The organism is Dysgonomonas termitidis, from assembly GCF_054657735.1.
Map to the genome: position 1 here is coordinate 736,706 of NZ_BAAHYD010000002.1, position 18,371 is coordinate 755,076.

20 protein-coding genes are annotated in these 18,371 nt (G+C 39.6%); all 20 read left to right on the forward strand.

What is annotated here, in order from left to right:
* Positions 1–97: 97 nt before the first annotated feature.
* Entirely contained in the window at positions 98–1,582 is a 1,485-nt protein-coding gene (locus ACYQ3L_RS07145; RefSeq protein ID WP_380000662.1) for a complex I subunit 4 family protein, read from the forward strand.
* A 95-nt stretch (positions 1,583–1,677) separates the two neighbouring features.
* The gene (locus ACYQ3L_RS07150) at positions 1,678–3,102 is read left to right on the forward strand and encodes an NADH-quinone oxidoreductase subunit N (RefSeq protein ID WP_380000660.1); all 1,425 of its coding nucleotides are present in this window, start codon (positions 1,678–1,680) and stop codon (positions 3,100–3,102) included.
* A 95-nt stretch (positions 3,103–3,197) separates the two neighbouring features.
* Entirely contained in the window at positions 3,198–3,905 is a 708-nt protein-coding gene (locus ACYQ3L_RS07155) for a MotA/TolQ/ExbB proton channel family protein (protein WP_380000658.1), read from the forward strand.
* A 33-nt stretch (positions 3,906–3,938) separates the two neighbouring features.
* A complete protein-coding gene (locus ACYQ3L_RS07160) occupies positions 3,939–4,358 on the forward strand; it encodes an ExbD/TolR family protein (protein ID WP_380000656.1) in 420 nt (139 codons plus the stop codon).
* 134 nt (positions 4,359–4,492) lie between these two features.
* On the forward strand, positions 4,493–5,041 hold the full coding sequence (locus ACYQ3L_RS07165; RefSeq protein WP_380000653.1) for an RNA polymerase sigma factor: 549 nt from the start codon (positions 4,493–4,495) through the stop codon (positions 5,039–5,041).
* A gap of 2 nt (positions 5,042–5,043) precedes the next feature.
* A complete protein-coding gene (locus ACYQ3L_RS07170; protein ID WP_380000651.1) occupies positions 5,044–6,309 on the forward strand; it encodes a hypothetical protein in 1,266 nt (421 codons plus the stop codon).
* A 24-nt stretch (positions 6,310–6,333) separates the two neighbouring features.
* Positions 6,334–7,131, forward strand: coding sequence for a hypothetical protein (locus ACYQ3L_RS07175; RefSeq protein WP_380000649.1), 798 nt, complete (start codon positions 6,334–6,336; stop codon positions 7,129–7,131).
* 67 nt (positions 7,132–7,198) lie between these two features.
* A complete protein-coding gene (locus tag ACYQ3L_RS07180; protein ID WP_380000646.1) occupies positions 7,199–7,726 on the forward strand; it encodes a mechanosensitive ion channel domain-containing protein in 528 nt (175 codons plus the stop codon).
* Between the two features lie 72 nt (positions 7,727–7,798).
* A complete protein-coding gene (locus tag ACYQ3L_RS07185) occupies positions 7,799–8,254 on the forward strand; it encodes a single-stranded DNA-binding protein (RefSeq protein WP_380000644.1) in 456 nt (151 codons plus the stop codon).
* Positions 8,255–8,380: 126 nt separating this feature from the next.
* On the forward strand, positions 8,381–8,965 hold the full coding sequence (gene gldD / locus ACYQ3L_RS07190; RefSeq protein ID WP_380000642.1) for a gliding motility lipoprotein GldD: 585 nt from the start codon (positions 8,381–8,383) through the stop codon (positions 8,963–8,965).
* Positions 8,938–10,452 (forward strand): glycosyltransferase family 39 protein, encoded by a 1,515-nt coding sequence (locus ACYQ3L_RS07195; RefSeq protein WP_380000640.1) that lies wholly within the window; start codon positions 8,938–8,940, stop codon positions 10,450–10,452. Before gldD ends, ACYQ3L_RS07195 begins: the two co-directional genes overlap by 28 nt.
* Before the next feature lie 433 nt (positions 10,453–10,885).
* Positions 10,886–11,437 (forward strand): DUF1599 domain-containing protein, encoded by a 552-nt coding sequence (locus tag ACYQ3L_RS07200; RefSeq protein WP_380000638.1) that lies wholly within the window; start codon positions 10,886–10,888, stop codon positions 11,435–11,437.
* Between the two features lie 7 nt (positions 11,438–11,444).
* Positions 11,445–12,773, forward strand: coding sequence for a BT_3928 family protein (locus ACYQ3L_RS07205; protein ID WP_380000636.1), 1,329 nt, complete (start codon positions 11,445–11,447; stop codon positions 12,771–12,773).
* Positions 12,774–12,808: 35 nt separating this feature from the next.
* On the forward strand, positions 12,809–13,555 hold the full coding sequence (tpiA, locus tag ACYQ3L_RS07210) for a triose-phosphate isomerase (protein ID WP_380000634.1): 747 nt from the start codon (positions 12,809–12,811) through the stop codon (positions 13,553–13,555).
* Positions 13,556–13,707: 152 nt separating this feature from the next.
* The gene (locus ACYQ3L_RS07215) at positions 13,708–14,211 is read left to right on the forward strand and encodes an SPOR domain-containing protein (protein ID WP_380000632.1); all 504 of its coding nucleotides are present in this window, start codon (positions 13,708–13,710) and stop codon (positions 14,209–14,211) included.
* A 36-nt stretch (positions 14,212–14,247) separates the two neighbouring features.
* Positions 14,248–14,811: a GTP cyclohydrolase I FolE gene (folE, locus tag ACYQ3L_RS07220; protein WP_380000630.1), complete on the forward strand. Its 564-nt coding sequence runs from the start codon at positions 14,248–14,250 to the stop codon at positions 14,809–14,811.
* Between the two features lie 81 nt (positions 14,812–14,892).
* Positions 14,893–15,543, forward strand: coding sequence for a TatD family hydrolase (locus ACYQ3L_RS07225; protein ID WP_380000627.1), 651 nt, complete (start codon positions 14,893–14,895; stop codon positions 15,541–15,543).
* Between the two features lie 66 nt (positions 15,544–15,609).
* The gene (locus tag ACYQ3L_RS07230) at positions 15,610–16,674 is read left to right on the forward strand and encodes an asparaginase (protein WP_380000625.1); all 1,065 of its coding nucleotides are present in this window, start codon (positions 15,610–15,612) and stop codon (positions 16,672–16,674) included.
* Entirely contained in the window at positions 16,661–17,140 is a 480-nt protein-coding gene (locus tag ACYQ3L_RS07235) for a YkgJ family cysteine cluster protein (RefSeq protein ID WP_380000623.1), read from the forward strand. The genes ACYQ3L_RS07230 and ACYQ3L_RS07235 overlap by 14 nt, the downstream gene beginning before the upstream one ends.
* A 12-nt stretch (positions 17,141–17,152) precedes the next feature.
* The gene (locus ACYQ3L_RS07240; RefSeq protein ID WP_380000621.1) at positions 17,153–18,094 is read left to right on the forward strand and encodes a phospholipase A; all 942 of its coding nucleotides are present in this window, start codon (positions 17,153–17,155) and stop codon (positions 18,092–18,094) included.
* Positions 18,095–18,371 lie beyond the last annotated feature (277 nt).

The following is an 18,371-nucleotide window of genomic DNA, read 5'->3' on the forward strand; positions in this document are numbered from 1 at the left end:
GGCTTATAGCTATTAGCTGTTGGCAGACAGAAAATAAGATAAATGTAAAGTTTAAAAAAGCTAATAGCTATAAGCTAAAGGTTAAAAGCTAAAAAATATGAATATTCTTTCATTATTTGTTCTGGTCCCTGTTGTGATGTTACTTGCGTTCATACCGTGTCGCAACATCAAACAAGTACGCACCGTGGGAGTAGTAGGTGCAGTTATAGAAGTTATTTTGGCTTTGGTTCTCCTGTTTATGTTCTATCAGGAACGGGCAGCAGGGAATGCTGCGGAAATGTTGTTTACATTCGACGCAGTCTGGTTTCAGGCAGCAAGCATGAACATACATTATGCTATCGGGGTTGATGGTATTTCGGTACTGATGATACTGCTTACCGCCATTATCATATTTACGGGTACTTTTGCTTCCTGGAATATGAACCCGTTACCGAAGGACTTCTTTATGTGGCTGACACTATTGTCGATCGGTGTATATGGATTCTTTATCTCTCTGGATATGTTTACCATGTTCTTCTTCTACGAGATAGCCCTGATACCGATGTACCTGCTTATCGGACTCTGGGGTACGGGACGCAAAGAATATTCGGCAATGAAATTGACCCTCATGCTGATGGGAGGTTCCGCATTCCTCTTTGTAGGTATTCTTGGAATCTATTACCATTCTTCAACTACAGGTGACTACACATTCAATATCCTCGAAATTGCAGCCAATAATAGTATTCCACTCTCTGCTCAATACTGGATATTCCCGCTTACATTCTTAGGGTTCGGGGTTCTTGGTGCCTTATTCCCATTCCATACATGGTCGCCTGATGGTCATGCATCAGCACCTACAGCAGTATCTATGCTTCATGCCGGAGTATTGATGAAACTGGGGGGATACGGGTGTTTCCGCATTGCGATGCGCCTGATGCCGGAAGCAGCCGATGAACTTTCATGGATATTTATAATACTTACGGGTATCAGTGTTATCTACGGAGCACTGGGTGCTATCGCCCAGACAGACCTGAAATATATCAATGCTTATTCCTCGGTAAGCCACTGTGGATTGGTATTGTTCGCTATATTGATGATGAACCAGACGGCTATGACCGGGGCAGTGATGCAAATGCTTTCGCACGGTCTGATGACAGCCCTTTTCTTTGCCCTGATAGGTATGATATACGGACGCACACATACCCGCGATATACGCCAAATGGGTGGGCTGATGAAGATTATGCCATTCCTCAGTGTATGCTATGTAATTGCCGGTCTGGCTTCTCTTGGTCTTCCGGGATTGAGTGGATTTGTGGCTGAAATGACAATTTTCGTGGGTGCATTCGAACATAACGATATGTTCCACCGGATATTTACGATTGCTGCTATATCCTCAATTGTGGTGACAGCAGTTTATATACTGAAAGTGGTTGGTAAAATACTGTTCGGACCAGTTCAGGACCCGCATCACCTGGAACTGACCGATGCTGTATGGCATGAGAAGATAGCCACAGTAGGACTGATAGTCTGTGTCGCAGGCATGGGATTATTCCCGGGATGGATTTCCGATCTGATTACAGCAAGTCTGGGGTATATAAAATAAATCAGTTAACAGTAAACAGTAAACAATATAAAATACAAAAGGAAGTTACTCGTAACCCGTAACTTGTAACTCGTAACTAAAATTAAGATATAAAAATGGATTTGAGTAATTATTTGTTGATGAAGCACGAGTTATCACTGATAGTGGTATTTCTCTTACTTATTATTTATGATTTGTTTGCTTCGGACAACGCAAAGAAATATTTCTTCCCTGTGGCCTGTACGCTGTTTCTGGTGCACACCGTCCTATGCTTCTTTTTTAAAGACAATGGAGCGTCCTTTGCTGGCATGTATGTTACCGGTCCGGCTTATCTTACAATAAAGAATATCCTGAATATAGGTGTATTCCTGATTTTCTTACAGGCAAATTCATGGCTGAACAGACCTGATTCGATTATTAAGCGCGGAGAATTTTTCATGCTGACCATACTTACCCTGATAGGTATGAACCTGATGGTTTCTTCCGGAAACTTCCTGTTGTTTTATATTGGTCTTGAAACGGCATCTTTGCCTATTGCGGCTTTGGTTGCGTTTGATAAATACAGACAAGAATCGGCTGAAGCCGGAGCCAAATATATATTTAATGCTATCTTCTCGTCAGGTATGATGGTTTTCGGGTTATCATTCTTATATGGAGCCTGCGGAACGCTATATTATGCAGATATCGCCACAAATATATATTCTGCGCCTATGGTAATAATGGCGATGGTATTTATCCTGGCCGGAATATTCTTCAAAATATCCCTTGTTCCGTTCCATCTTTGGGCTCCGGATACATATCAGGGCGCGCCTACAAATGTAACCCTTTATTTATCCACGATTTCTAAGGGAGCAGCGGTATTTGCACTGATGACCATCCTGTTCAAAGTATTTCCGGTACTCGCGGACGTTTGGCAAAACATAATATGGATCATAATCCTGCTTACGATTACAATTGGTAACCTGTTTGCTCTCCGTCAGAAGAATATGAAACGCTTCCTGGCTTTCTCTTCCATATCGCAGGCCGGTTATATCATGTTGAGTGTATTTACGGGAACGGCCGAAGGTATGGCTGCAACGATGTTCTACATCTTTGTATATGTATTTTCGAACCTGGCGGCTTTCGGAGTTATTTCTGCGATAGAAGACAAAACAGGAAAGGTGAATATGGATGACTATAACGGATTATATTATACAAATCCCAAACTGGCACTGGCTATGATGATCGCTATGTTCTCGCTGGGAGGCATTCCGCCTACAGCCGGTTTCTTCAGTAAGCTGTTCGTATTTATGACGGCTATGCAGCAGGGACATGTATTGCTTGTATTCCTCGCATTCCTGAATACTGTAATATCATTGTACTATTATCTATTGGTAGTTAAAGCAATGTTCATCAATAAGAACAATTCTCCTATCGAGACTGTTAATACAGACGGATATTTAAAAATATCACTGGTAGTATCGATGGTCGGAATATTTGTAATCGGCATGGTAAGCTGTTTCTATCAATATATAGATAAAGTTAGTTTTGGCATATATTAAAGATTATTAATTTATAAATAGAATTCGACAGAAGACTGTATCTTTGAGCTTCTGTCGAATTTTGTACAATAAAATATATACAACAAATATCATTTATGAATTTATTTGTTTTACTTCAAGCGGCTACTCCCGTTGTAGAAATGGCGGAGCAAACCGTCCAGACTGCTCCCGAAGAGAGTTATTTAAGCCTGGTAATGAAAGGTGGCTGGATACTGTTACCAATCTTTCTTTTATCGCTTTTAGCTATATATGTCATTATTAATAAGTGGCTGGTAGTAAACCGTCTTGGTAAAAAAGACTCTGTCTGGTTATCCCGTGTAGTAGAACTTATACATGAAGGGAAAGTAGACAAGGCCCTTAAATTCTGTATAGAACGCCCTTATGCTTCTGCTAAAGTGATTGCGGCCGGACTTAAAGATTTTGACCGTGATGATAAGGAAATACAGGAATCGATGGAAGTAGAAGCCCGTCAGCAAATAAGCATATTGGAAAGTCAGATGAACTGGCTGGGAATTACAGCTTCTATTGCACCGATGCTCGGGTTTCTGGGTACGATTTTCGGGGTGATAAAAATATTTTATGATATAGCTAAGACAAACGATCTGGCCATAGATACGATTTCTACAGGACTTTATCAGAAAATGATATGTTCCGGAGCGGGTTTGCTCGTGGGGATAATAGCATATGCCGGATATTATGTGCTGAATGGACGTATCGATAAAGTAGTAGTTAATATCGATAAAGAATCGAACGAAGTATTGAAAGCAATCAGAGCTTATAAAAGAGGTACTGTTGAGGCCTGATTTTATAGAGGTTATTCCTAAAAAAGAGAAAACATGAAAATAGAACGGAGAAAAACAAGGGCTGCGGAGGTTTATACCTCTTCATTGAATGATATAATGTTCTTCCTGTTGTTGTTTTTTCTTATTATATCTACAATGGTTACTCCGGCGGCTATCAGGGTTCTTTTGCCAAATGCTGCTACCTCAGAGCAGGTTGTGACCAAGAAAAATATTAATCTTATAATAACTCAGGATCTGAGATATTATGTCAATGATAAGGAAGTCGTAAAAGAAGAAATCGAGCAGGCACTGATGTCTGCCATTACAAAGGAAAAAGAAAAGAACAATAATGTCGAGGTAAATGTTCTATTACAGGCAGACAGGTCACTGAGTCTGCAGGACGTTGTAGATGTGATTGATATTGGGAATAAACTGCAAGTGAAAATGGTGCTGTTTACCCAAAAACCTGGATAATTAATTTATAAAAATAAAAAAGACAAAAACATAAATTTCATTATTACTAAAAAAAGATAATAGTAAATGAAATTTATACTAGATGATGCAACATTTCTACAAAAAATGCATCTCTAAAATGAAGCTTGACCAATATGAATGAACTGCAAATTATAGCAGGCTGTAAAGAACAAAAGCGTGAAGCTCAAAAAATGCTATACGAGGTATATGCCCGTAAGATGTATAGTATTTGCTTACGCTATAGTTCGGATCAGGACGCTGCTCAGGATTTATTGCAGGACGGATTCATGAAAGTGTTCGCTAATATTGATTCATTTCAAGAAAGGGGCTCTTTCGAAGGTTGGCTCAAGCGCATATTTATAAACCTGGCTTTAGAAAACTTAAGAAAGAAAAAATCAATAATTCAGACTTCCGATGATGTTCAGGATCTTCCCGATATAGTGGATGATTCTACCGAAGACGAACAAATGTATAAAATATCGGAAAGTGAATTGCTGAATATGGTGCAAGACCTGCCTCGTGGCTATTCTACAGTTTTCAACTTGTATGCAATAGAAGATTATTCACACAAGGAAATAGCAGAAATGATGAATATAAGTGAAGGTACTTCACGTTCTCAATATGTAAGAGCAAGACAGATATTACAGGGGAAAGTGAGACAATATATTAAAGAGAGATCATAAAAATGATAGAAGATAAAGACAAAATAAAGGATCTATTCTCCTCAAAGTTAGGAAACTTTGAGCCGGAAGTGCCTGCATCCGTTTGGGGTGGGCTGGATCAGCTTTTGTCTAATCAGCCTGTACAAGCGCCTGATGCATCATCTTCGTCATCATCTGCAAATTCTTCAACAGCCAATGCAGCTTCTTCGACCACAAAAGCATCTATTATAAAGACCATCGCTATTGCTGTAGGTGTAGCGGCAGCAATTGCAACAGGTATATTGTTTATTCCAACAGATGATAAACCGGTGATGGAAGATGCTAATGTTGTAGCGACAGAAGAAGTTAAGTCGCCTGAGGAAATTCAGGATGCGGATACAGTGATTGAAATTCCGAAAGCTGTGCTGCCGCGACTGGCCAGAGCCAGGGCTATAGCTGAACCTGTAGTACCACCAGTAAGCAAAGCGGAACCGGTACAGGAAACTGTATCTGAACCATTGAAGAAAGAAGAGCCTGAGAAAGAAGAGAAAAAAGAGGAGAAAGAAGTTCCGGTGCAGGCACAAACTGTAGTCATGTTGCCGGAAGTAACATCACCGTCGAAAGGGCTCTCTGTTGGAATTACAGCGAATTCAGGGTTGTTTGCTGACAATGTAAGTGAAAGAGGTGGAGGATTGCTGTTCTCTCACCCTGTAAGGACAAGGACTTTGCATGAGGCGCTAGTTAAAGAAAACAGTGAATTTGAGCTGGAGCACAGGCAGCCTATTTCATTCGGGGTAACAATAAGCAAAGAGATCGCGCCTAGATTGTCATTTGAAACAGGGATAGTCTATACGCATCTGTCCTCAAAGGTAAAATCGAATAGTGTGTTTAATATAAGTGAGACACAATATTTTAACTATCTGGGTATACCATTGTCGCTGAATTATACGTTCTTTGAATTGGGTAAGACTAAATTTTATTTTGCTTTGGGAGGAATGATACAGAAAGATATAAACGGAAGATATATAAGTAACATGGGCTTCTCTATGCTCGACATCGAAGATAAGGATCTTGCTGGCCGTATCTTTTATTCAGAGCCGTATTACATTAAAGAATCCGTGAAACAATCAAATCCTCAGTTTTCGGTAAGATCATCTATAGGAATATCCTACCCTCTGTATAAGAAAATGTATTTTTACGGAACGATAGGAGGAGCATATTACTTCGACGCCGGAAATAAATACAGGACCATATATTCTGACCGAAAGACTCAGTTGGATCTGAATCTGGGAATTAAGTTTGACTTTTAAAAATTAATACAATTAAAAATAAACATGAAAAAAACATCTTTACTGAAAATTTTTTGTAGTGTACTCTCCGTGGTGTTACTGATGTCATCATGTCTGGGAGATGGGGATAGTTCATTTACTATTGAGAAGGATTTTGCTTATATTGTGGAGAACAATTATGGCCAAAGGTATGCCATTACATCTAACGGATATATAATGCATGAAAATATTACTAAGTTAACAGCCGGTAATTGCTATTTTATAGCTTATAAAATAATATCCGGATCAGCAGACGGCTATTATAATGCTGAGTATGTAAATGTATTGAATGATGGGAAGGCGATAACAAAGGGATTATTTCAGAAGCCGGCTGAAAATTTAGAGACAATCAGCCCTTCAAGTTTAAGTATACAGGCTTGGTCCTGGAACAATGCGATCGGGGATAACTGGCTGATCGGCTATAATCTGGCAAAGAAAGAACGGGACGAAGTCAAAGTTTTCTTCTATTATGATCCGGACAATCAGAAATATACAGATGGCACCACAGTAGTAGAAATAGACCCTGTAAAGGATAATAAGATTATAATTGATATAAGATTCGTGATAACAGACGCTGTCGGCGGTGAGTCAGTAAACGAATCTTCCTATGCTGTTGGAAATTTATCGTCCCTCAGAGCAGGTATTGCTGAATTTAGACCTAATTTTAGCGGTGTAAGTACCGACTATGTAAATGTCCCTGTGAAATTCAGATATCAGAAAAAAGATGTTACAGAACCTCAATACATCGGTAACTGGCAGTGGGATGGTAGCAATGCGTATTATATTCAGTTTACAAAGAATTAAATTGATTAACTAATAAATAAAAAGAGACGTAGCCTGCGGACTGCGTCTCTTTTACATATATAAAGAAATGTTGGAAAAAGATATCTTAACCATAATAACAGATCATTTACCTCAGATAATAGCATCAGCGGTTATAATTTTATTAACACCATCCTCAAAATATATTGTAGGTAAGATAATAAGGAAGTATGGTTCTCTTACTCTGAAGTCAGAACCACGGACATTGCATATAATACAAGTGATAAATATCCTTATCAATTTCACTTGTCTGGTTACCCTTGCAATTATCTGGGGAGTGCAGCCGCAAAATATGCTGGTGGCTTTATCTTCGATATTTGCAGTAATAGGCGTTGCCATGTTTGCCCAATGGTCTATCCTGAGTAATATTACAGCCGGAATTATTATATTTTTTACTACCCCATTTAAAATTGGAGATGAGATTCATATCCTGGATAAAGATACTCCTATCGATGCCGTAATAGAGAATATCCTGACTTTTCATACCCATCTCAGGACAAATGAAAATGAGCTTATAATCATACCAAACTCACTTTTTCTGCAGAAAATAGTTTCTGTCGGGAAAATGGAAAGATAATATGTTGCAGAATCTGTTAAGTGGATTTTTTTCCTATATTTGTGATATTATAAACAAAATGGATAGTTGAATATGTCGGTGAACAAAGTAATATTGATAGGAAATGTAGGGAAAGATCCCGACGTGAAATATTTCGATAATGGCAGCGTAGTTGCAAATTTTACCCTTGCCACTACCGAGAGAGGGTATACAGCGGCAAACGGTACCCAGATACCCGACCGCACCGAATGGCATAACATCGTGTGCTGGAGAGGCCTGGCTAAAGTGGCGGAACAGTTTGTGAGAAAAGGGACACAAGTATATATAGAAGGTAAGATACGGTCGCGCACATACGACGATGCCAACGGGATGAAACGGTATGTGAATGAGATATATGCAGATAATCTTGAATTGCTGGGCAGTCGCAGGAGGGAAGGTGGAGAAGGAAATGAAAATATGCCGTATTCACAACCTACAGGCGAATCTTATCAATCACCTAATCCATATAACTCCCCAAATGTATCGGAGGAAGATGATTTGCCATTTTAAAAGAGATTAATGATCTCGTAGAATGAGATTTATCAGATATGTTAGACAGGTTAATACAAATAGGAGACTGTTTGCTTTAATCTGTTTTTATTTTAGGTCACAGGACTATTTTTACATAGCATGAATATGGGAAAGCAAGCAGCTTTGTTCTTGATCATCTGTTGTATATTCGTTTCGTGCAACGAATATACGCCGAAACCTGTAGGATATCCGCGGATAGACAGGGAAGAATCCGGCGTGGTGAAATACGGACATCCTGCATTTTCTTTTCTGTATTCAGCTAATGCCCGGATCGAGGAAGTGGAAAATGGTAATGAATCAGGTTTCTGGTTCAATATCATTTACCCTGCGTATGATGCAATTATATATTGTACATACATGCCTGTCGACAAAAAGAAGCTTTCCGGAGCATTGGAGGTTAGCTATCAGCTGGCATACAGCCATGCTCTGAAAGCTAATGGTATACGGCAATCGCAATATACGGATTCCTTACACCATACATCCGGTATAATCTATGACATAGGAGGTCCGGTAGCAAGCCCGGTACAATTTTATCTGACTGATAACACATCTAATTTTCTGAGAGGCTCATTATATTTCAATCAGCAGGCCAATTCCGATTCTATCGCTCCTGTAATAGGATTCCTGCGTGAAGATATTGTAGCTTTAATGGAATCTTTGGAATGGAAAAATTCAAAAAACGGACGATGAAGTTTTCGACTGCTCTGATATATGTCTGCCTGTTTATCGCCGGGGTTTCCTTATTTACATATCTCGACTTTAAGGATACAAGTCTTTTATACGACGATGTGTATTCCATTTCTATGGCAAAAGCTTCATATGCAGATATTCTAAATATTACGGCATCAGATGTACACCCTCCGTTATATTACTGGTGTTTAAAACTTTTCAGCTCCCTTTTTGGAGATTCTCTCTTCTGTTTCAGAATATTTTCTACACTGGGTATTATTGCGGTTCTCCTTTTAGGCTGTTTTCCTATACGGCGTTTATTCGGAGATAAAACGGCCATTACCTTTATGCTACTGATTATTATATTTCCGGTTACCCAGTATCTGGCAACAGAAATAAGGATGTATTCGTGGACAATGTTTTTTGTCTTGGCCTGTGCATTATCTGCTTATCAGGCTTTCAAAAAAGGAGGTAGGATGTGTTGGGGGGTATTTCTTGTAACAGGCCTTTGCGCAGCATATTTCCATAACTATGGGCTATTAAGTGTTTTTGGCATATATATACTTTTTTTCATCATCCTGATACGGGCAAAAAAGAAACTGACTTATCTGATTCTTTGCGGAGTGTTATTCTCCATAGTTTATCTGCCATGGCTTATTCAATTGTGGGGGCAGGTCGATGCTGTTTCATCCGGTTACTGGATAAAGCCATTAACCCTGAACGACTTATTCCTGCATATTTACTATTTCTATTCACCGAAGGAAATCTGGCAACCGTTTACTTATTTTTCGAAGCTGCAAATGATGACCGGATTGATTGTTCTGATGGCGATACAATTAGTCCTGACAATAAAAGTGCTACTGTCCGATAATATAAAGAAAGACAAAATGCCATTGCTGGCTATCATTTCCTTTATTACATTTCTTTTTCCCGTAGCGATAGGGTTTATTATTTCTGTTACATACCTGCCGGTGCTGGTAACACGTTATATGACCTGCTCATTTGGCCTTTTCATTCTAAGTCTGGCTCTTATTTTGGCGAAGGCCCTGGAGTTTCCCCGATACAGGCGGCTATCATATGCTTTTCTGCTTCTTCTGCTTATCACGGGTGGAGTGAGACTTTACTCGGGAGTGAATTATTACAACCGGACGGGGTCGGCTTATCAGAGTATAAGGGACTTTATAAAGGGTGGAGACAGGACGAGAACAACTCTTGTTGTAAACGATTTCTCATATCATGTCATGCCCCGGTTACAACTAATTGTCCCGGAAAATGAATATATTATCTTGACTGGAGAGAGAACAGAAGATTTCCGGCCATTCCGCTTTGACGAAATAAGATTGGAAGACTTTGTTGCAGCAGACTTTATCCTGGTGCATCAGGATAGAGAAGCCATACAGCATGATTTCAGACAATACAGAGAATCGCTGACTAACCACTATATCGCTATTGATAGCCTCCATGCTACAGATATCCGCTTATACCATATGAAAAAAGTAACACCCTAGAATATTATAATGTCGCGAAAAATTTATCTATATATAGCTGATTGCCGGAGCTCTTTGAAGTATTGATTAAAGCGGTTACGAGTTACAAGTAAACAAGATACAAGTAAACAAGATACGAGATACAAGTTGTTCACTGAAAAAACTGTTACCTTTGTTACCTTTTAACAGTTACAGGTTACTTCGCCCTTCGGGCAGTTACGGGTTACAAGTTGGCTGGCGTTTTGTTTTGTATCACGCAAAGACGCAAAGGTTTTACATCTTACCAGTTGTTGACTGTTTACTGCTAACTGTTTACTGATATTTGTTGGCTATTAACTGAAAAAATGTTACTTTTTATGCCATAGGTATTCATAAAAATTAAATGGCAAATGAAGCAAAGCATACATTAAACATTTTTTCATACCTTTGCACACTGAAAAATAGAGATATTAACATGGCAGATACCAAAGCGCAGTTTGAGAAAGTGATTGAGATATGCCGCACCCTTTTTGCCAAAAAGCTGAAAGATTACGGGGCATCGTGGCGAATCCTTCGCCCTCAATCGGTTACAGATCAGATTCTGATTAAGGCAAAACGGATAAGAAGCATCGAAGAAAAAGGTGTAAGCCTTATCGACGAAGGTATTGCTCCCGAATTTGTTGGTATTGTCAACTATGGTATTATCGGGCTTATCCAACTCGAACTCGGATTTTCCGACAGTGTGGATTTGGACGAAGATCAGGTTTTGGCCTTATATGATAAGCATATGGCTCAAACCAAAGAGTTGATGTATGCCAAGAACCATGATTATGACGAAGCCTGGCGGGCTATGCGTATCAGTTCTTATACAGATCTTATTCTGACAAAAATCTACAGGACAAAGCAGATAGAGGAAAATAAAGGTCAGACTATTGTATCGGAAGGCATCGATGCCAACTATATGGATATGATTAATTATTCGTTGTTCGGGCTTATTAAACTTGAATTTCCTGAGAGCGAAAACTAAACTGGGGATGAGTAAGAAGGATATTGGGATAAAGATATTAACAGAGGTTTCCAGGGTCATTCTCGGGGTTACCTTTATTTTTTCCGGCTTTGTAAAAGCCGTAGATCCTTATGGTACGGCATATAAGATAGATGACTATTTTGCCGCGTTTAATCTTTCTTCGCTTACCTTCTTTTCCCTTCCGCTTTCGGCTTTGCAGAGCATAGTCGAATTTGCAATGGGAGCCTGTATGCTGTTCGGGCTTTACCGCCGTTGGAATTCGCGCCTTACATTGGTGGTTATGGTATTTATGACCATTCTTACACTTTATCTGGCTATTGCCGACCCTGTAGAAGATTGCGGTTGTTTCGGAGATGCACTGGTTATCACCAACTGGCAAACGTTTTATAAGAATATAGTTCTGCTGATATGTTCCATTATTGTATTCCGGTATTGCGAGAGGATCAGCAACTTCTTTACAGGTAAGACTTACTGGCTGGCATTTCTATATATACTTATTTTTATCAGTTTATTTGTATTCCGTAATTATATATATGAGCCGTTGTTTGACTTCCGTCCGTACAAAATAGGGGCGTCCATCCCCGAACAAATGGGAGTGGAAGAAGGCAAGGGCCGCGAAGAGGTATCGATGTTGGTCTATGCAAAAGATGGAGTGGAAAAAGAGTTTACGGAAGAGAATTATCCGTGGGAAGACAGTACCTGGGTCTTTGTCAGGATGGAAACCAAAGTGCTGAAAGAAGGTGTGGCATCAAAGATAAAGGATTTCGTGATAACTGAACTCTTCTTTGATGCAAAGAAGACCGGGGTCATTGGCCGGACCGACATTACGAATGATATTTTGTCGGATAGCGGCTATGTATTCCTGATGCTTTCCCCGTCACTCGAAGATATGAGTACATGGTATCTCAGCGACTATGAAGATGTGAGTAATTACGCTGATTACAGAGGATATAAATTCTATTGTGTAACATCGTCCACTACGGATGAAATACTGCGCTGGTCGAAAGAAAACGTTATCAATTTTAAATTCTGTACAATGGATGAACGGGCTATAAAGACCATTGTGCGTTCCAACCCGGGAATGATATTGCTGAAAGACGGGGTGGTAATCAATAAGTGGGCGAATGTCGAAGTTCCTGCAGAAGAAGAGTTGGTAAAGCCTTTGGAAGAATTGCCTTATGGGCAGTTAATAGATACGGATAGGCGGGATAAAAAGAACCTTTTTTATATAAGTGCAGTTTTCATTTTGCCTTTGCTCGGTCTTAAAGGACTGGACTTCCTGTTTTTCAGACGGAGAAAGAAAAAGGAGGAAGCACAGGAGGAACCCGAAGAATAAATTCAGTATAATAATATAAATAAAACGCTTTAATTATGAGAAAGAACATTGTTGCAGGAAACTGGAAAATGAATAAGAGCTTACAGGAAGGAGTCGCTTTTGCAAAAGACCTGGAAGCTGCCTTGGCAGGTAGAACATTGAAATGTGATGTAATTATCGGTACGCCGTTTATCCATCTGGCTGGCGTTGCGTCGTCTACTAAACTGGGAGTTGCTGCACAAAACTGCGCTGATAAAGCTTCAGGAGCTTATACCGGAGAAGTGTCGGCTGCTATGGTAGCATCCACCGGTGCAAAATATGTTATTCTGGGACACTCTGAACGCCGTACATATTACGGAGAAACAGATGCTATCCTGAAAGGGAAAGTCCTGCTTGCTTTGGCTAATGGTCTGAGCCCTATTTTCTGTATTGGTGAGACTAAAGACGAAAGAGAAAAAAACGTACATTTCGATGTAGTTAAAAAACAGACTGTAGATGCATTGTTCGAACTTTCGGCTGAAGATTTCTCCAAAATCATTATAGCTTACGAACCGGTTTGGGCTATCGGTACAGGCCTTACAGCTACATCAGCTCAGGCTCAGGAAATGCATGCCTACATCCGTCAGATAATTGCGGATAAGTACGGAAAAGAAGTAGCCGATAACACTTCTATCCTTTATGGAGGTAGCGCAAACGGCGGTAATGCAAAAGAATTATTCGCATGTCCGGATATCGACGGCGGACTTATCGGAGGAGCTTCTCTCGATGTGGAGAAATTTATCCCTGTTATAGAAGGATTCTAATATGGCTCTATAAATTGCAGGGCTGGAAACAGCTCCTGCAATTGCTTTTAAATAAAAGAAACATAATTGGAGTTGTACCAAAAAACATAACTGTCAATTGTTGTTATACTTTGACGAACAATAAACAGGTCTGCGACCTTAAATAAATTGGTATGAAAAAGAGTCTTTATATTTTTCTTGTCCTGTCTCTGTTTTCAGGCTATGCCTTAGCTCAGGACGATAATAAAACGATTATAGATGAACTGAATTCATCTAAATGGGGACAAGGAAATATCAAAGTGATGCAGGACGAAGCTGTACAGAATATACTGGGAGTTCGTCAGGTAGCTGTTATAGATACTGCAAAAATATTGGGTGTCATCGACCCGGCGGCTAATTTCACAAAAGTGAGAGGCTTTAAGATTCAGGTCTTTTCGGGCAATAACCAACAACGCTCCAAGAGAGAAGCCGAATCGAAACAGGCACAGGTTAGATCTGCTTTCCCCGAATTGGAAACGATCGTAAGCTTTCAGTCACCATTCTGGCGTTTGCGTGTCGGGAACTTTACGAGCAGGGCGGATGCGGATGAAGTGCTAAAGGAGATGAAGAAAATATTTCCGGCCTTCGGGCGGGAGATGTATGTTGTGCCGGATGTTGTGAAAAAAACGGTACAATAAACCACTAATTTAAATCAGACGATAAAAATCTTCACAATGCAAGAAGAACAAAATATAGAGCTGCTGGCAAAGCATTACAAGGAAATCATAAATCTGTTGGGCGAAAATGCCGACAGGGAGGGGTTGATAAGCACTCCGGTAAGAGTCGCGAAAGCTATGCAGTTTTTGACTAAAGGTTATCACGAAGACCCTGAAGAAATCCTGAGAAAAGCTTTCTTTAAAGAAGATTACAGGCAGATGGTCATAGTTAAGGATATTGATTTTTATTCCATGTGCGAACATCACATGCTGCCCTTTTGGGGAAAGGCTCATGTAGCTTATATTCCTAATGGCTATATCACGGGACTAAGTAAAATTGCCCGTGTCGTGGATGTTTTTGCCCGACGCCTGCAAGTGCAGGAACGTATGACCCTCCAGATAAAGGAATGCATACAGAAAACACTTAATCCGCTCGGTGTCATGGTGGTGATAGAGGCCCAGCATATGTGTATGCAGATGCGGGGCGTAGAGAAGCAGAATTCTACGACTACCACTTCCGACTTCACCGGAGTATTTAATCAGGCAAAGACCCGCGAGGAGTTTATCAATCTTATCCGATAAAATCAGATGAACAAAAGATAAATGAATGCGAGGTTTTTCCGGAAAGAGGAGTAACCTCGTTTTTAATTTAGAGATAAAGATATGTGCCTATACAATATTCATACACATAAAGCGGGTCGGGAAGAGATCAACGGATATAAGGTACAATATATACTGAATACTTCCCCCGGAGATTTTGAAGAGGAGATTTTGACACCTGATAATATCCGGTTCTCATGTGGTATACATCCCTGGGATGCAGATAATGCAGGAGAGCGATTGGCCCGGTTAAATGAAATTGCACAGGACAAGTCGGTTCTTGCTATTGGAGAAGCCGGGCTGGATAAATTGAAAGGCCCTGATATGAAAGTCCAGGAACAGGTGTTCAGGCGGCAGATTGAGTTGGCGATGAACATAAGTAAGCCATTGATAATTCACTGCGTAAAAGCCTGGGATATTCTGATTGCTTTACAGAAAGAGTATAAATCCGATATTCCGTGGATTATTCATGGATACAGAGGAAATGTGGAGCAAACGAAGCAACTTGTGCAGTTTGGCTTTAAATTCTCTGTAGGAGAGTTCTTTAATGAGGGTGGAATACGGCATATCCCACTGGATTCCCTATTTTGCGAAACGGATATGTCTGAAGTTTCTATCTGTAAGATATATGAGACTGTTTCTTCGGTTCTGGACCTTCCATTTAATCAATTTGTCGGGATTGTAGCGGATAATATGGGGTTTTATTCTAAATAGTTGACAAAATTATATTGTATATTATTAAATTCATTATTTTTACATATTCAAAAGTTGCAAATTGACATGATAGATGTAAATGCTCATATTCTATTGATTTATACCGGGGGAACAATCGGAATGGTCGAAAATCCGGTCACAGGTTCTCTTGAACCATTCGATTTTACTCATTTGAATAGCCATTTGCCCGAATTGCAGCGTTTTCGTTTTCATGTGGATCATATTGTATTTGATCCGGTTATCGATTCATCGGAGATCACTCCGGAACATTGGAAAAAGATAGTGCGGACAATTGAATATAATTATCATAAATACGATGGCTTTGTCATCTTGCATGGCACAGATACAATGGCCTATACGGCTTCTGCACTGAGTTTTATGATTGAAAACCTTCAAAAGCCGGTGGTTCTCACAGGAGCACAATTACCAATTGGTAAATTAAGAACCGACGCAAAGGAAAATCTTATCACAGCGCTAGAAATAGCAGCCGATAAAGATGTGCTGGGAAATCCGATAGTACCCGAAGTCTGTATTTTCTTTCAAAACGACCTGTTGCGTGGTAATCGCGCAACTAAAGTAAATGCGGATAACTTCAACGCGTTCAAATCTTATAATTATCCCAACCTGGGAAAGTCGGGGATACAAATAAGGTATGATAAAAAGGTCATACACCAGCCCGATTATGATAAAAAGACAGTATTTCATTATCAGCTGGATACACGTATTGCAACTTTAAAACTATTCCCCGGAATTAACAGGCAAACAGTAGAGACTATACTGACCCTTAAGAATATAAAGGCTATTATTATAGAAACCTATGGTTCGGGAAATGCACCTTTGTCTCCCTGGTTTATTCGTCTCATACGCGAAACTGTAAAAAAAGGCGTTGTAATAGTAAACATTACTCAATGTAATACAGGTATGGTTGATATGCATCGTTACGAAACAGGGCGCGAATTGCTTAAAGCCGGGGCGGTAAGTGGATTTGATGCTACTTTCGAAACAGCTATAGCAAAGCTTATGTTTTTGGTCGGACACAAATATGAAAAAGAAGATATTCAGATTAGGATGAGGGTACCATTAATAGGAGAGATAACGCGTGTTGAAGATAGAATGAATGAAACAATATGAAAATCTGCAGTTATTAGCAGAAAAAGCAGAATCCTCATTTCTGCTATATTATAAGAAGAATAAGAAGCGTTTGATGAAGATGGATACAATTGTTCAGCAATTGCATGAAGATGTATCTGCCGAAATAGACTGCTTGTCATGCGCCAATTGTTGCAGGACATTAGGCCCCGCTATCTATGATAAGGATATAGAACGTATGGCTAAGGCTTTGCGGATAAAGTCAGCCGAAGTTGTCGCCAGGTACCTGAGAACAGATGAGGATGGCGATTATGTATTTCAGTCGATGCCTTGTCCTTTCCTTTTGCCGGACAATTATTGTTCAATATATGAGGCCCGCCCGAAGGCCTGTAGGGAATATCCGCATACGGATAGAAAAAGATTTGAACAAATATACAGGCTAACTGTTAAAAATTCAGCGACTTGCCCAATAGCATATGAAGTGCTATCCCGGCTTATTAATAAATAATTAATGCATTCTATGAAGAGTTTTTGTCTCTTATTTACGCTTTTATTTTTTGCGCTGACCCGGCTTTCTTCTCAGGAACCTGTTTTGCAGGATACTATCAAGGTAGAAAAACAAAAGAAAGATAGTACGGCTAGCGTTGGTTCTTTTATCTCTCATCAGACAGATGTTATAGTAGGCTCTGTATTCGGTCCGTCTAAGCAATTGAGTAATGCAGACAGTATAATAAATAAATTTGATGCGAATCCATCTTTCGGAATATACAAAGATAACTATTTCATAGTGGGGACTCAGATGCTGAGTAAGCCAACGAAATACAATTCCGATGCTAAATTTCAGGTTAGTATTATGCACAGGATTACGAATAGTACGTTGCCATTCAAAACATATGCATTTCTTACATATACTCAAAAAGCGTTTTGGGATGTTTTCCAGGATTCTTTTCCCTTTCGGGATCTGAACTATAATCCGACACTTGGAATAGGGAAAGCGTTGGTGCGCAATAATAGGTTTTTGGGAACGCTTACCTTTCAGTTTGAGCATGAGTCGAATGGAAAAGATGGCACAGACTCCCGTAGTTGGAATAAAGTATCCTTCGGGACTTATTTTACCTTGGACGATCATTTGACACTCCAGACAAAAGCCTGGATACCAATTGTGGATGGGACAAATAATAAGGATATTGTAAAGTACTCGGGTTGGGGACTTATGGCTATGGAATACTCAAGTCCTAAGAAAAAATACAATATAGGATGTGTCGTTACAAAAAGAGGAGGAGTGAATCTGAATGCGAATATAGAACTGAATTTCTCAATACGTTTGTTCAGTGATGACAATCAATATCTCTTCCTTCAATACTACAATGGCTATGGTGAATCTATGCTGGATTACAATCATCATAGGCAACGTATAAGGTTGGGCTTTGTTATTAAGCCGACTTTTATTACGATGTACTGAAAAAAATATGTTTTGCAACATATTAATTGATAGCATATTGTGAGTTTGTTTACTTTTTATTAAAAATTTGTTGCAGATATATTTGGTTTGGTAAAGATTATTTACATATCTTTGCACCCGCTTTACCACTAAAAGGCTCTTCGGCAGCGGGGAGTTTATGGGAGTAGAGAAAGCGATCTTTGAGATTATGAAATAACAACATTATAGAGTGTAGTACACAGTCTGAACCCTGGTTAAGTTTGGGGTTTGGATAAAAAGCTAGAGATAGTAAAAAAAG